Origin of the sequence: Citrobacter portucalensis (genome assembly GCF_023374935.1) — a bacterium.
GTDB lineage: Bacteria > Pseudomonadota > Gammaproteobacteria > Enterobacterales > Enterobacteriaceae > Citrobacter > Citrobacter portucalensis.
The window spans coordinates 4152328-4168328 of record NZ_CP092466.1 but is presented as its reverse complement, the minus strand read 5'-3'; the positions used below and the strand labels follow the sequence as shown (position 1 = coordinate 4168328).

Below are 16001 nucleotides of genomic sequence, written 5' to 3'. Positions count from 1 at the left end.
GAATAATGGCTATCGAAATCAATGTACCGGACATCGGGGCTGATGAAGTTGAAATCACCGAGATCCTGGTCAAAGTAGGCGACAAAGTTGAAGCTGAACAGTCGCTGATCACCGTAGAAGGCGACAAAGCCTCTATGGAAGTTCCGTCCCCTCAGGCGGGTATCGTTAAAGAGATCAAAGTCTCTGTTGGCGACAAAACTGAGACCGGCAAACTGATCATGATTTTCGATTCCGCCGACGGTGCAGCAGCTGCTGCACCTGCTCAGGCAGAAGAGAAGAAAGAAGCAGCTCCGGCAGCAGCACCTGCTGCCTCTGCGGCGAAAGACGTACACGTACCTGACATCGGCGGCGACGAAGTAGAAGTTACCGAGATCATGGTTAAAGTGGGCGACACCGTTGCGGCTGAACAGTCTCTGATCACCGTTGAAGGTGACAAAGCCTCTATGGAAGTTCCGGCGCCGTTCGCCGGTACCGTTAAAGAGATCAAAATCAACACGGGTGACAAAGTGTCTACCGGTTCCCTGATTATGGTCTTCGAAGTGGCGGGCGCAGCGCCTGCTGCTGCACCGGCTCAGGCTGCTGCTCCAGCAGCAGCGGCGGCTCCGGCAGCTTCTGGCTCGAAAGAAGTTAACGTACCGGATATCGGTGGTGACGAAGTTGAAGTCACTGAAGTGATGGTTAAAGTGGGCGATAAAATTGCCGCTGAACAGTCACTGATCACCGTTGAAGGCGATAAAGCGTCGATGGAAGTTCCGGCACCGTTCGCGGGTACCGTGAAAGAAATCAAAATCAGCACTGGCGACAAAGTTAAAACCGGTTCTCTGATTATGGTCTTCGAAGTCGAAGGCGCAGCACCTGCAGCCGCTCCTGCGCAAGCAGCTGCTCCGGCTCCGGCCGCTGCACCAGCACCTGCGCAAGCCGCAGCTCCGGCAGCGAAAGTGGAAGGCAAATCTGAGTTTGCTGAGAACGACGCTTACGTTCATGCAACGCCGCTGATTCGTCGCCTGGCGCGCGAATTCGGTGTGAACCTGGCGAAAGTGAAAGGTTCTGGCCGTAAAGGTCGTATCCTGCGTGAAGACGTTCAGGCTTACGTGAAAGACGCTATCAAGCGTGCTGAAGCGGCTCCGACTGCAGCAGCAGGTGGCGGTATCCCGGGCATGCTGCCTTGGCCGAAAGTGGACTTCAGCAAGTTTGGTGAAATCGAAGAAGTGGAACTGGGCCGTATCCAGAAAATCTCTGGTGCTAACCTGAGCCGTAACTGGGTGATGATCCCGCACGTTACTCACTTCGATAAGACCGATATCACCGATCTGGAAGCGTTCCGTAAGCAGCAGAACGCCGAAGCTGAAAAACGTAAACTGGACGTGAAATTCACCCCAGTAGTCTTCATCATGAAAGCCGTTGCCGCAGCTCTGGAACAGATGCCGCGCTTCAACAGCTCCCTGTCTGAAGACGGTCAGCGCCTGACCCTGAAGAAATACATCAACATCGGTGTAGCGGTTGATACTCCGAATGGTCTGGTTGTTCCGGTCTTCAAAGACGTGAACAAGAAGAGCATTACCGAGCTGTCTCGTGAACTGACCGTGATCTCCAAGAAAGCGCGTGATGGCAAGCTGACCGCTGGCGAAATGCAGGGCGGTTGCTTCACCATCTCCAGCATCGGTGGCTTGGGTACTACCCACTTCGCGCCGATTGTGAACGCGCCGGAAGTGGCTATCCTCGGTGTCTCCAAGTCCTCTATGGAGCCAGTGTGGAACGGTAAAGAGTTTATGCCGCGTCTGATGATGCCGATTTCGCTCTCCTTCGACCACCGTGTAATTGACGGTGCGGATGGTGCGCGCTTTATCACCATCATCAACAACATGCTGTCTGACATTCGCCGCCTGGTGATGTAAGCGAAAAAGCCGGCCCGACGGCCGGCTTTTTTCTGGTAATCTCATGAAGTCAGTGAGGTTATTGTGCGAAAGACAAATCGGTTGCCGTTTGTTGTTTCAAAATTGTTAACAATTTTGTAAAATACGGGCGGATAGAACGACCCGCTGGACGACGGGTATAAATTAAGAGGTCATGATGAGCACTGAAATCAAAACTCAGGTCGTGGTACTTGGGGCAGGCCCTGCAGGTTACTCTGCTGCCTTCCGTTGCGCAGATTTAGGTCTGGAGACCGTCATCGTAGAACGTTACAGCACCCTTGGCGGTGTTTGTCTGAACGTCGGCTGTATCCCTTCTAAAGCGCTGCTGCACGTAGCAAAAGTTATCGAAGAAGCCAAAGCGCTGGCTGAACACGGTATCGTTTTTGGCGAGCCGAAAACCGATATCGACAAGATTCGTACCTGGAAAGAAAAAGTTATCACTCAGCTGACCGGCGGTCTGGCGGGTATGGCCAAAGGCCGTAAAGTGAAAGTGGTTAACGGTCTGGGTAAATTTACCGGGGCAAACACCCTGGAAGTTGAAGGCGAAAACGGCAAAACCGTGATCAACTTCGACAACGCAATCATCGCGGCGGGTTCCCGTCCGATCGAACTGCCGTTTATTCCGCATGAAGATCCGCGCGTGTGGGATTCCACCGATGCACTGGAACTGAAAACTGTTCCTAAGCGCCTGCTGGTAATGGGCGGCGGTATCATCGGTCTGGAAATGGGTACCGTGTACCATGCGCTGGGTTCAGAGATCGACGTGGTTGAAATGTTCGACCAGGTTATCCCGGCTGCCGACAAAGACGTGGTTAAAGTCTTCACCAAGCGTATCAGCAAGAAATTCAACCTGATGCTGGAAACCAAAGTGACCGCCGTTGAAGCGAAAGAAGACGGTATCTACGTTTCCATGGAAGGCAAAAAAGCCCCTGCCGAAGCTCAGCGTTACGATGCTGTGCTGGTAGCTATCGGTCGTGTACCGAACGGTAAAAACCTCGACGCGGGCAAAGCTGGCGTGGAAGTTGACGACCGTGGCTTCATCCGCGTTGACAAACAGCTGCGCACCAACGTGCCGCACATCTTTGCTATCGGCGATATCGTCGGTCAGCCGATGCTGGCACACAAAGGTGTTCATGAAGGTCACGTTGCCGCTGAAGTTATCGCCGGTAAGAAACACTACTTCGATCCGAAAGTTATCCCATCCATTGCATACACTGAACCAGAAGTTGCATGGGTTGGTCTGACCGAGAAAGAAGCGAAAGAAAAAGGCATTAGCTACGAAACCGCCACCTTCCCGTGGGCTGCTTCTGGCCGTGCTATCGCTTCCGATTGCGCAGACGGTATGACCAAACTGATTTTTGACAAAGAATCTCACCGTGTTATCGGTGGTGCGATTGTCGGTACCAACGGCGGCGAGCTGCTGGGCGAAATCGGTCTGGCGATCGAAATGGGTTGTGACGCAGAAGATATCGCGCTGACCATCCACGCGCACCCGACTCTGCACGAGTCCGTGGGCCTGGCGGCAGAAATCTTTGAAGGTAGCATTACCGACCTGCCAAACCCGAAAGCGAAGAAAAAGTAATTTTTACGCTTTTGTGAAAACGCCTCTTCGGAGGCGTTTTTTTTGTCTGAAGCTACCCGTTATTTCGGGCAACATGCCGGGTGGCGCTAGTGCTAACCCGGCCTACGGCTTAACCTCGCTTTACGGTGCTACAGGTTGCCAGTTTTTATCCGGATGGAATGTGGTTAACGCTTGCGCTTTCTGCTGTGATTCAACACCGAGATCGGCCTGGTAGACTTTGTCTTCACCGTTAATGATAAAACTCATCACGCCGGTGTGATCGTAGCTAACGGGCCAGGCTACCATGGCAAAACCGCTGGTTTTATCGGGAAGGATCCGGAAGCGATAGCCGTGATAGCCCATGCCCGGCTCCTGTGGACTGAAGGCTGGGCCAAGCGGGCTTGGCGCTTCGCCCGGCGAAACAGGCCAGTACAGACCATCCTTTTTCCCTTCAGAACTGACAATTTTTTGCGCGTATTTCTGGTTCATCGCAAAATAGCTCTGCTGAGCATCCACATAGGCGTGCAACGCCTCGATGGCAGCAAGTTCGTTGCGTCCAATCTCACGGGTCAGGATCTCTTCGGCCGCTTCCTTGATATCAAATTGCCAGCCTGAAGCGTTTTTGACGACCGGGATTGGCAGTTGCCAGTCGCTGTCCCCAACCACAAGATGCGCCGTATTGCCGTCGATGACAGTGCTATGGCGTACCTTCCAGTCACGCAGGAAGCGATCAACCGCATCAGGATCGACGCCTTCTGGCGGCAGAAAATCACGCCAGTTTTCCCCGAGCAGGTTGCTCATTGCACTTTCATTTTGCTCACTGATAGCGTTTGCCAGCGCATCTGTTGCCTGGTCTGGTGTGCTGAAGGATTGTTGTGCCATCGCGGTGGCCGAAACCATGAACAACACCATTCCACTGAGTAGTTTATTTTTCATGTCGGCTCCCTTAACGATGACGGAATTCACGGTGTTCAGCACGCCCGCCAGAAGGCTGGCGCGATGGCTGATTACGGGCGACCTGCCGGCTCTGGGCACCTCGCTGTTGCTGTGCCTGCCAGTTGGCGGAGCGACTGTCGTTACCGCTCAGCGCATTGGCGCGTGGCTGGCTGGTTCGCTGTTGAAGATTGCGCTGTTGTACATTGCGTTGCTGCGCCGGTTGCGTGACCCGTTTCTCCTGTCGCTGGGCGACTGCCTGGCGATTCTCCCGCTGCTGAGTGCTCGTCCGCTTCGCGGTTTGCGGTTTGGTATCGTAACCGCGGTAGTTATTACGTTGGGAAATTTGCTTCAGTTGTTGATTCGATGCCTGACGCTGGGCGTCTCTCGTGCCCGTACGCGCCGTTTGCGGGAATGTTTTCCCCGTCGATTTCTCCATCTGGCTCAGGGCTGCCTGACGCTGGCTATCACGGTTGACCGGTCTTTGCTGGGTCGAACTTAACCCGGTTGCCGTGTTAGTGGAGTGGAAGCGGTTATTGAGCTGGCTATTTGGGTAAGGCACACCCTCACGGTAGGCCGGGTTATGCTGCCAGGTACGGTTGGCATCTGTCAGGCGCTGACCACTGATTTTATTGAAGTTATCAACGTTAATGTTGATGTTGTTATCACCGTTGCGGTTATAGCCGCCATGGTTATCCCAGTCATCATTATGATGGTGGTCGTCGTCGTCATCCCAGTCGATGTTGCTGAAGATGGCATAGGTTGTGGCGACACCAAGGCTGAAGCCTAAACCATTGACGAAGCTGTTACCAAATTGCTCACCGGGCGTTGGTGGTAGATAGGTTGGCGGATAGGCGGTATTCGGCCAGGTACCGTAAACCGTGTTCGGGTTATAGGTTGGAACGTACACCACCTGCGGATCGGCGGATTCAATCTTGATGACAGTAGGGCTTGTCGTGGTGGTAGTGCTGGTTGTTGACGTGCTGGTGGCGGTTTTCGCTGGTGCCGCTTTGGTCACGGTGGTGACGGTCTGTTGCGGTGTTGATTGCAGCGCGCCGGTTTGTTGCGCCAGTACACGCAGACGTTGAACGGAATCCATGACGTCCTTCGGCTGTGCGAGGAAAGCATCGCCCAGGCTTTGTACCCACGGCGGATTTTCACCCATCAGTGACATCAACTGAGGAAAAGCGACCAGCGATTTCACGCTGGGATCCCAGGGCTGGCTGGCAACGGCCTGAATGGCGGCATCGCCCTGCATTTTGGGATTGTCTTTTGACCACTGTGCGGCCTGGATGACGTTAGCCGGATAGGTTGAGGCCATCAAAATTTGCGACAGCAGCGAGTCTGGATAGAGCGCGATAGGTGCAACCCACTGATCGATTTGTGCTGCTGAGTAGGTTGGTGCCACGGCGGGTGCAGTTTGCTCTACCGGGGCGGGGGCCGCTACGGGAGCTGGGGCCGGTGTTGACGGTTGCTGCGCAACGGGGGCCGGAGCAGCAGGCTCCGTTGTGCGACTTTTAACAAACATCACGCCAGAGGCGGCAAACAGCCCGGCACTGCACAAAAGGACAAGCAGATGTGGCTTAAGGGGCAACTTCATAAAATGACTCCAACGAGACGAGCGCTGTGCCGTGAGGCGTTCCTGTTGCCGCGAGTATTATTCACCCGTGTTAGACAGTTTTGACTTTTATGGTTGATTCACCAGATACGTCCGGAAAAAGAGTGTGAGTATTTATTACACAATTATATGTGATGGCGGAAAAAACGCTGGAATATTCAGCCGAACGCGCTTGAAAATTAACCGTTTATGGGCGGTTTTAAGCTGACTTAATTTCGCCTCACCTTGTCGCTATACCATTCTTAACGATTCAGCCAATTTTTTATGTTGCTTTTTTGTAAACGGATTAACACTTAATGAAAATCCTGTTATTGTGCCTTATGCGGTACCGGGCATTTACCCTACTAACTACTGTCTCACAGGAGCGTGAAGAGAATCGCCCATCTACAAAAGCGCCGCATTATGACAATGAGAGCGAGGAGATATCGTCGTGCTAGAAGAATACCGTAAGCACGTAGCTGAGCGTGCTGCCCAGGGGATTGTGCCAAAACCTTTAGACGCAACCCAAATGGCTGCACTTGTCGAGCTGCTGAAGACCCCGCCTGTGGGCGAAGAAGAATTCCTGTTAGACCTGTTGATCAACCGTGTTCCTCCTGGCGTAGATGAAGCCGCTTATGTTAAAGCTGGTTTTCTCGCCGCTGTCGCAAAAGGCGACACCACCTCCCCGCTGGTTACCCCAGAAAAAGCCATTGAACTGCTGGGCACCATGCAGGGTGGCTACAACATTCATCCGCTGATCGACGCGCTGGACGATGCAAAACTGGCGCCGATTGCCGCCAAAGCGCTCTCTTCAACGCTGCTGATGTTCGATAACTTCTACGATGTAGAAGAAAAAGCCAAAGCGGGCAACGAATATGCGAAGCAGGTAATGCAATCCTGGGCTGATGCCGAATGGTTCCTGAACCGTCCAGCTCTGGCTGAAAAAATCACCGTTACCGTCTTTAAAGTGACGGGTGAAACCAACACCGATGACCTTTCTCCGGCACCGGATGCATGGTCTCGCCCGGATATCCCTCTGCACGCTCTGGCGATGCTGAAAAACGCCCGTGAAGGTATCGAACCGGATCAGCCTGGCGTGGTTGGCCCGATCAAACAGATCGAAGAATTGCAGAAAAAAGGTTACCCGCTGGCTTATGTGGGTGATGTTGTCGGTACCGGTTCTTCGCGTAAATCCGCAACCAACTCCGTGCTGTGGTTCATGGGTGACGACATTCCTCATGTGCCGAACAAGCGCGGCGGCGGCCTGTGCCTCGGTGGCAAAATTGCACCTATCTTCTTCAACACCATGGAAGATGCGGGCGCACTGCCGATTGAAGTGGACGTGTCGAACATGAACATGGGCGACGTGATTGACGTTTACCCGTTCAAAGGCGAAGTACGCAACCACGTAACCGGCGAACTGCTGGCAAGCTTTGAGCTGAAAACCGAAGTCCTGATCGACGAAGTACGCGCCGGTGGCCGTATCCCGCTGATCATCGGTCGTGGCCTGACTACCAAGGCGCGCGAAGCGCTGGGTCTGCCGCACAGTGATGTATTCCGTCAGGCGAAAGACGTGGCGGAAAGCAGCCGTGGCTTCTCTCTGGCACAAAAAATGGTTGGCCGTGCCTGCGGCGTAAAAGGTATCCGTCCGGGCGCGTACTGCGAACCGAAGATGACCTCCGTCGGTTCTCAGGATACTACTGGCCCTATGACCCGTGACGAACTGAAAGACCTGGCGTGCCTGGGCTTCTCGTCTGACCTGGTGATGCAGTCCTTCTGCCACACTGCGGCGTATCCGAAGCCGGTTGACGTGAACACGCATCACACGCTGCCAGACTTCATCATGAACCGCGGCGGTGTGTCGCTGCGTCCGGGCGACGGCGTTATTCACTCCTGGCTGAACCGCATGCTGCTGCCGGATACCGTAGGTACCGGTGGTGACTCCCATACCCGTTTCCCTATCGGGATTTCCTTCCCGGCAGGTTCTGGTCTGGTGGCGTTTGCTGCTGCGACCGGCGTGATGCCGCTGGATATGCCGGAATCCGTTCTGGTGCGTTTCAAAGGCAAAATGCAGCCGGGTATCACCCTGCGCGATCTGGTACACGCCATCCCGCTGTACGCGATCAAACAGGGTCTGCTGACCGTTGAGAAGAAAGGTAAGAAGAACATCTTCTCTGGTCGCATTCTTGAAATCGAAGGTCTGCCGGATCTCAAAGTGGAGCAGGCGTTCGAATTAACCGACGCCTCCGCTGAACGTTCTGCTGCCGGTTGTACCATTAAGCTGAACAAAGAGCCGATCGTTGAGTATCTGAGCTCTAACATCGTTCTGCTGAAGTGGATGATCGCAGAAGGTTACGGCGATCGCCGTACGCTGGAACGTCGTGTGCAGGGCATGGAAAAATGGCTGGCGGATCCGCAGTTGCTGGAAGCCGACGCTGACGCAGAATACGCGGCAGTGATCGACATCGATCTGGCGGATATCAAAGAGCCAATCCTGTGTGCACCGAACGATCCGGACGATGCGCGTCTGCTGTCTGACGTACAGGGCGAGAAGATCGACGAAGTGTTCATCGGCTCCTGCATGACTAATATCGGCCACTTCCGTGCCGCTGGTAAGCTGCTGGATGCGCACAAAGGCCAACTGCCAACGCGTCTGTGGGTGGCTCCGCCAACCCGTATGGATGCGGCACAGCTGACCGAAGAAGGTTATTACAGCGTGTTCGGTAAGAGCGGTGCGCGTATCGAAATTCCAGGCTGCTCTCTGTGCATGGGTAACCAGGCGCGTGTAGCCGACGGCGCAACGGTGGTGTCGACCTCTACCCGTAACTTCCCGAACCGTTTAGGTACCGGGGCGAACGTCTACCTGGCTTCTGCGGAGCTGGCGGCGGTTGCGGCGCTGATTGGTAAACTGCCGACGGCGGAAGAGTACCAGACCTATGTGGCGCAGGTAGATAAAACGGCCGTAGATACTTACCGTTATCTGAACTTCGACCAGCTGTCTCAGTATACCGAGAAAGCCGATGGTGTGATTTTCCAGACCGCGGTGTAATGCCCTAAAGCATTTTGTGTAAAAACGCATCAATGCCCGGAGAAGTCTGCTTCTCCGGGCATTTTTATTTCTATTCCTTATACCCACTACGCTTTTTTTCTGCCGCGCTGCTGCGATAATTACAGCAAGGCGCAATGCGGTATTGGCGCATTGCCGGGAGTAGAGGAAGACATTATGGATTACGAATTTCTGCGCGATATTACCGGGGTGGTAAAAGTGCGTATGTCCATGGGCCACGAGGTGGTGGGGCACTGGTTTAATGAGGAAGTGAAAGAAAACCTGGCCTTACTTGATGAAGTGGAACAGGCAGCGCGTGCGGTTAAGGGCAGTGAGCGCTCCTGGCAGCGAGCAGGGCATGAATACACGCTCTGGCTGGATGGCGAAGAAGTGATGGTTCGCGCTAATCAGCTGGAGTTCTCTGGCGATGAGATGGAAGAGGGGATGAGCTACTACGACGAAGAAAGTTTTTCGCTCTGTGGTGTAGAGGACTTTCTTCAGGTTGTGGCGGCATACCGCGAATTTGTGCATCAATCCTGAGATATTTCAGATATCAATGAAGCCGGGTGAGACAAACCCGGCTTTTTTTTCATCCGAATGATTATTTGATTTTTATTAATCATTCAAAAACTGTGATCTGCCGCGTTTGTGATCTGATTTTGATTGAATATAATCGTTGTGATTTTATTTAATCACAATATAACAACAGGCGGGAAGACCATGAACATCAAGAAGGCAATAGAACGCGTACCCGGCGGCATGATGGTTGTGCCGTTGGTTATCGGTGCCATTATCAACACTTTTGCCCCGCAGGCGTTGCAGATCGGTGGATTCACCACTGCTTTATTTAAAAATGGCGCGGCTCCCTTGATTGGCGCGTTCCTGCTCTGTATGGGCGCGGGAATTAGCGTAAAGGCGGCGCCGCAAGCTTTGCTACAAGGCGGCACGATTACGCTGACCAAGTTATTGGTCGCGATTGCAATTGGTCTCGGGGTTGAACACCTGTTTGGCGCGGAAGGCATCTTTGGCTTAAGCGGTGTTGCCATTATTGCGGCAATGAGTAACTCCAATGGCGGGCTTTACGCGGCGCTGGTTGGCGAGTTTGGCAATGAACGCGATGTTGGCGCGATCTCCATTTTGTCTCTGAATGACGGACCTTTCTTTACCATGATCGCGCTGGGCGCGGCGGGTATGGCAAATATTCCTATCATGGCGCTGGTGGCGGTTCTTGTTCCGCTGGTGGTTGGCATGATCCTCGGTAACCTCGACGCTAATATGCGTGACTTCCTGACGAAAGGCGGTCCACTGCTCATTCCTTTCTTTGCGTTTGCACTTGGAGCCGGTATTAACCTGGAAATGCTGCTGCAAGGTGGTCTGGCGGGCATTCTGCTGGGTGTGCTGACTACCTTTGTGGGCGGCTTCTTTAACATTCGTGCCGATCGTCTGGTAGGCGGGAGTGGTATTGCTGGTGCTGCGGCATCCAGTACGGCGGGGAACGCCGTCGCGACGCCACTGGCCATAGCACAGGCCGATCCCTCGCTGGCAGAGGTTGCCGCTGCGGCAGCGCCGCTGATTGCTGCGTCGGTCATTACAACCGCCATTCTGACGCCAATTCTTACGTCGTGGGTCGCGAAAAGGCAGTCTCGTCAGACCGTGCAGGAGAAGAAAGCATGAAAATGATCGTTATCGCCGATGACTTTACGGGCTCTAACGATACCGGCGTACAGTTGGCGAAAAAAGGGGCGCGTACCGAAGTAATGCTGACCCCAGCGCAGAAACCGTCGCGCCGCGCCGATGTTCTGGTCATCAATACGGAAAGCCGGGCGATGCCGGCAACGCAGGCCGCCGCGGCTGTACAACAAGCGTTAGCGCCATGGTGTGAGGGCGAAGCAACACCGCTGGTATACAAAAAAATAGACTCAACATTTCGTGGCAATGTGGGGGCTGAAGTCACTGCAGCCATGCGTACAGCCGGTCAGACGCTGGCCGTGATTGCGGCGGCAATTCCTGCTGCCGGGCGCACCACGCAGGATGGCTTGTGCCTGGTCCATGGTGTGCCGCTGCTGGAAACGGAATTCGCCAGCGATCCAAAAACGCCCATTCACTCTTCGCGTATTGCTGAACTGGTCGCACTGCAAAGTGATGTCCCTGTACATGAGGTGTCGCTGGTGGATGTGCGTCGGGGAAGCTTGAGTGCGCTGCTGAGCGCTTTTGCAAAAGCCGGCGAATGTATGGTGGTGGTGGATGCCGTGGAAGAGCGAGATCTCGCGCTCATTGCACAGGCGGTTTGTGAGCAAAAACAGATGCCGCTGCTCGTAGGGGCGGCAGGGCTGGCCAATGCGCTACCGGCCGCAACGTTTATGCAAGAGAAGCAGGAATTACCGGTGTTGGTTGTGGCTGGCTCAATGAGTGAGGCAACGCGACGTCAGGTGGAAAAAGCAGTATGTCAGGGCCGGGCAAAAGTCGTTGATATCGATGCCGCGCGGTTGGTTGCACCGTCATTTGCACAGGAAATGGACTCTGTTATTGAACAGGCTTGCGCTCAACTGAGCCAGCAGCAGCACACGATCTTACGCACCAGTCGATGTGCAGAAGACCGGGACATGATCGACACGCTGTGTTTCAACGTGGGGATGAGCCGCCAGCAGTTGGGAGAACTGCTGAGCCAGCGTCTAGGGGAGATAACGCTGCGCATTATTGAACAAGCACGTATCGGCGGTTTGTTCCTGACCGGAGGCGATATTGCCACGGCGGTCGCCAGTGCGTTGGGTGCTGAAGGGTATCGCATCCACAGTGAGGTCGCCCCCTGTATTCCGTGCGGAACGTTTGTGAATAGCGAGATTGACGACTTGCCGGTTATTACCAAAGCGGGTGGATTCGGTTCTGATACGACCCTTTGCGATGCGCTGTATTTTATTGAGGAGATGTACCGTGGTAACTAAAACAATTGCGATTACGATGGGAGATCCGGCGGGGATTGGTCCGGAAATTATTGTTAAAGCGCTACGCGAAGATGAACTTAATGGTGCACCGCTGGTGGTGGTCGGGTGCCTAAAAACGCTGCAGCGGTTACAGGCTCAGGGGCTGGCTGACGGAGTAACATTTCGCGCTATTGAACAGGTCGCCGATGCCAGATTCACGCCAGATACGATTCATGTGATTGATGAACCGCTGGCGCAGCCTGACGAACTGGTCCCTGGTACAGTGCAGGCACAGGCGGGCGATCTGGCCTATCGCTGTGTGAAGCGGGCGACTGAACTGGCGATGAAGGGGGATGTACATGCCATCGCGACCGCGCCGTTGAACAAAGAAGCGCTGCATCTCGGCGGACACAATTATCCTGGACATACCGAACTGCTGGCAACGCTGACCGAAAGCCGTGACTATGCGATGGTGCTGTACACCGATAAGCTGAAAGTTATCCATGTTTCGACGCATATCGCACTGCGCAAATTCCTTGATACGCTCAATGGGCAACGTGTCGAAACGGTGATTAGTATCGCGGATACCTTCCTGAAGCGCGTAGGCTTTGCGCACCCGCGTATTGCCGTTGCGGGGGTGAATCCTCATGCCGGAGAGAATGGCCTGTTTGGTGATGAGGAAATTCGTATTGTCGGACCCGCGATTGAGAATATGAAAGCGAAGGGGATGGATGTTTACGGTCCGTGCCCGCCGGATACCGTGTTTTTACAGGCTTATGAAGGTCAGTATGACATGGTGGTGGCGATGTACCACGATCAGGGGCATATCCCGCTGAAATTGCTGGGTTTCTATGATGGTGTAAATATCACAGCAGGTTTACCGTTTATTCGTACCTCTGCCGATCACGGTACGGCATTTGATATCGCCTGGACGGGAAAAGCAAAATCTGAGAGCATGGCCGTATCGATCAAACTGGCAATGCAACTGGCGTAATTTACTGTTATGAAAGGGCAACACCGTCTGGATAAGATTGTGGCGTATTTGAAAAATCATACGCTGGTTACCGTGGAACAGTTGGTTGACGCGGTTGACGCCTCTCCAGCAACGATCAGGCGCGATCTCATCAAGCTGGATGAACAGGGTGTGATCAGCCGCAGCCACGGCGGTGTTGCGTTACGACGCTTTGAAGCGGCGCAGCCAACCACAAACGAAAAGCAACTGCGATCGCCTGCTGAGAAACGGGCGATTGCGCGTTTTGCCGCCTCAATGGTGCGTGCGGGCGATGCCGTGGTGCTTGATGCCGGTACCACAATGCTGGAGCTGGCAAAATGTCTGACGCATTTGCCGCTGCGAGTGATTACCGTTGATCTGCACATTGCCCTGTTTTTGTCAGAATTCCGTCAGATAGAGGTGACGATCGTCGGTGGACGCATCGATGACAGCAGCCAGTCCTGTATTGGTGAGTTTGGCCGGAAAATGTTGCGCAGCGTCTATCCTGATATTGCTTTTATGAGCTGTAACACCTGGAGTATGGAAAAGGGTGTAACCACGCCAACGGAAGACAAAGCGGGATTAAAGCAGGAGATTATTGCTAATGCTCAACGGAAGGTATTGCTGGCGGATAGCAGTAAGTACGGTGCACATTCATTGTTTAATGTCGCGCCGCTCAGTCGCTTTACCGATGTTGTTACCGATGTGAATCTACCGCCAAACGCGCAGACTGAATTAAAAGCGCAATCCGTTGCCCTGACGCTGGTACAGCCAGAGTAACGGAAATATCAACCGTGGTTGTGCCGGAGATTATTTAACGTAGGCCAACAGGCTCAGGGAGTCACGCGCCAGCGCTTTGCATTTCTTTGCTGTTGGGATGCCGATACCGCTGAGATCGCGGTAGCTGTCTTCACCCAGCGCTTTCATATTGAAGGTGTCGTAATTACTCAGGTCCCACTGGTTTTGCTGGGCAAAAAAGACCAGTGCGCGACGAATCTGCCCATTAGGCAAATTCTGGTATCCACAGTCATTTTTCAGAAAAACAAAAACTGCCGTTAAATCGGCCATATCTTCGGCTTCGGACTCGCTGAGCGCGTAGCTATTTGCGCATACGGCCATCAGGGTGCCGAACAAAACTGTTCTGAAAAACGTCTTCATTGCTTCTACCACTGCATCACGGAATTTAAACGTTAGCATACTGCGAGCGAAGCGACGACCTTTATTATTAGCCGTTCACTTGACCTTCCCGTAAGGGGAAGGCTTATGCTTAAAAGATAGCCTGCTTAAGCTGCTGAATATAAGGAAGTGATTATGCAACGTCGTGACTTTTTAAAGTACTCCGTGGCGCTGGGCGTCGCGTCAGCGTTACCTCTGTGGAGCCGGAGCGTATTTGCCGCAGACCGCCCTGCATTGCCCATTCCTGATCTGCTAACCGCGGATGCCTCAAACCGTATGCAATTGGTGGTGCAAACCGGAAAATCGAGCTTTGCTGGTAAAACTGCGACGACATGGGGATATAACGGCAATTTACTCGGACCTGCGGTCAAGCTGAACAAAGGGCAGTCGGTGACCGTGGATATCCATAACCAGCTTGCCGAAGAGACGACGTTGCACTGGCACGGTCTGGAAATCCCCGGTGAAGTCGACGGTGGGCCGCAAGGCATTATCCTGGCGGGCGGGAAACGTTCCGTGACCTTCACGCCGGATCAGCGCGCGGCAACCTGCTGGTTCCACCCGCATCAGCATGGAAAGACCGGCCGTCAGGTAGCGATGGGACTGGCCGGACTGGTGCTGATTGAAGATGAAGAGATTCGCAAGCTGATGCTGCCTAAGCAGTGGGGCATTGATGATGTGCCGGTGATTATTCAGGACAAACAGTTCTCTGCTGATGGGCAGGTTGATTATCAACTGGACATCATGACCGCCGCAGTCGGCTGGTTTGGCGATACGCTGCTGACCAACGGGGCGATTTATCCTCAGCATGCCGCACCGCGTGGCTGGTTGCGTCTACGCCTGTTGAATGGTTGTAACGCACGCTCACTGAACATTGCGGCCAGCGACAATCGTCCTTTGTATGTCATTGCCAGCGACGGCGGACTGTTGGCGGAACCGGTAAAAGTGACCGAGCTTCCTATGCTGATGGGCGAGCGCTTTGAAGTGCTGGTGGATGTCAGTGACGGCAAAGCTTTTGAGCTGGTCACTCTACCAGTCAGCCAGATGGGGATGGCGATTGCGCCATTCGATAAACCGCACCCGGTGATGCGCGTTCAACCGTTGCTGATTACCGCTTCCGGCACGCTGCCAGATTCGCTGACATCCATGCCATCGCTGCCATCACTGGAAGGTCTGACGGTGCGCAAGCTGCAGCTGTCGATGGATCCGATGCTCGATATGATGGGCATGCAAATGCTGATGAAGAAATACGGCGGTCAGGCCATGGCGGGTATGGATCATGGGAAGATGATGGGCCATATGAATAATGACAATATGGGCCACGGCAATATGAATCATGGCAATATGAACCACGGTGAGATGGGGAATATGCAGCATGTCGACATGGGCAACATGAAGCATGGATCATTCGACTTCCATAATGCCAACCGGATTAATGGTCAGGCATTTGATATGAATAAACCGATGTTTGCCGCGGCGAAAGGTCAGCACGAACGCTGGGTGATTTCCGGTCAGGGCGACATGATGCTGCACCCGTTCCACATTCACGGCACACAGTTCCGCATTCTGTCTGAGAATGGCAAAGCGCCTGCCGCACACCGCGCGGGATGGAAGGACACGGTGCGGGTAGAAGGTGGTGTGAGCGAGGTGTTAGTGAAGTTTGACCACGACGCGCCAAAAGAGCATGCCTATATGGCGCACTGTCATCTGTTAGAGCATGAAGATACCGGGATGATGCTCGGCTTCACCGTCTAAAAAGTTACGCTGTGCTTATCCGGCCTGCAGAAATCTCTCGTAGGCCGGATAAGACACAGTCTCTTTACAGCGTTTCACCGCACGACTCCCTCCTCCTGCAAATTCTTCTAT

The 16001-nt window shown here is 53.8% G+C and carries 12 protein-coding genes; 9 read left to right on the top strand and 3 right to left on the bottom strand.

The genetic code is table 11. From position 1 onward, the window contains the following. The first annotated feature begins 5 nt into the window (after positions 1-5). Positions 6-1895, top strand: coding sequence for a pyruvate dehydrogenase complex dihydrolipoyllysine-residue acetyltransferase (gene aceF / locus LY264_RS20270; protein ID WP_071692316.1), 1890 nt, complete (start codon positions 6-8; stop codon positions 1893-1895). Between the two features lie 175 nt (positions 1896-2070). Continuing rightward, complete coding sequence (gene lpdA / locus LY264_RS20265; RefSeq protein WP_003829486.1) at positions 2071-3495, top strand: dihydrolipoyl dehydrogenase; 1425 nt, start codon at positions 2071-2073, stop codon at positions 3493-3495. A 120-nt stretch (positions 3496-3615) separates the two neighbouring features. Here the strand turns inward: lpdA and LY264_RS20260 are convergent, their stop codons facing one another. Continuing rightward, positions 3616-4410, bottom strand: a complete 795-nt coding sequence (locus LY264_RS20260) for a DUF2950 family protein (protein WP_032942377.1) — start codon at positions 4408-4410, stop codon at positions 3616-3618. A gap of 10 nt (positions 4411-4420) precedes the next feature. Further along, positions 4421-6007: a DUF3300 domain-containing protein gene (locus tag LY264_RS20255; RefSeq protein WP_048214931.1), complete on the bottom strand. Its 1587-nt coding sequence runs from the start codon at positions 6005-6007 to the stop codon at positions 4421-4423. Between the two features lie 448 nt (positions 6008-6455). On the opposite strand from LY264_RS20255, the gene acnB reads away from it, so the two are divergent. The 6 genes from acnB (at position 6456) to LY264_RS20225 (ending at position 13742) form a co-directional block, all read left to right on the top strand. Further along, positions 6456-9053 (top strand): bifunctional aconitate hydratase 2/2-methylisocitrate dehydratase, encoded by a 2598-nt coding sequence (gene acnB, locus LY264_RS20250; RefSeq protein ID WP_048214930.1) that lies wholly within the window; start codon positions 6456-6458, stop codon positions 9051-9053. A gap of 174 nt (positions 9054-9227) precedes the next feature. Then, positions 9228-9590: a protein YacL gene (gene yacL / locus LY264_RS20245; protein ID WP_020996227.1), complete on the top strand. Its 363-nt coding sequence runs from the start codon at positions 9228-9230 to the stop codon at positions 9588-9590. A gap of 180 nt (positions 9591-9770) precedes the next feature. After that, a complete protein-coding gene (locus LY264_RS20240; RefSeq protein WP_048214928.1) occupies positions 9771-10724 on the top strand; it encodes a 2-keto-3-deoxygluconate permease 1 in 954 nt (317 codons plus the stop codon). Continuing rightward, a complete protein-coding gene (gene dtnK, locus LY264_RS20235; protein ID WP_048227082.1) occupies positions 10721-11992 on the top strand; it encodes a D-threonate kinase in 1272 nt (423 codons plus the stop codon). Before LY264_RS20240 ends, dtnK begins: the two co-directional genes overlap by 4 nt. After that, entirely contained in the window at positions 11982-12965 is a 984-nt protein-coding gene (locus LY264_RS20230; RefSeq protein ID WP_081365281.1) for a D-threonate 4-phosphate dehydrogenase, read from the top strand. Before dtnK ends, LY264_RS20230 begins: the two co-directional genes overlap by 11 nt. Before the next feature lie 9 nt (positions 12966-12974). After that, entirely contained in the window at positions 12975-13742 is a 768-nt protein-coding gene (locus LY264_RS20225; RefSeq protein ID WP_048227081.1) for a DeoR/GlpR family DNA-binding transcription regulator, read from the top strand. Between the two features lie 30 nt (positions 13743-13772). Here LY264_RS20225 and LY264_RS20220 read toward each other — a convergent pair whose 3' ends face one another. Next, a complete protein-coding gene (locus LY264_RS20220) occupies positions 13773-14120 on the bottom strand; it encodes a YacC family pilotin-like protein (RefSeq protein WP_032941691.1) in 348 nt (115 codons plus the stop codon). 153 nt (positions 14121-14273) lie between these two features. On the opposite strand from LY264_RS20220, the gene cueO reads away from it, so the two are divergent. Then, entirely contained in the window at positions 14274-15890 is a 1617-nt protein-coding gene (cueO, locus tag LY264_RS20215; protein WP_071692317.1) for a multicopper oxidase CueO, read from the top strand. Positions 15891-16001: the final 111 nt, after the last annotated feature.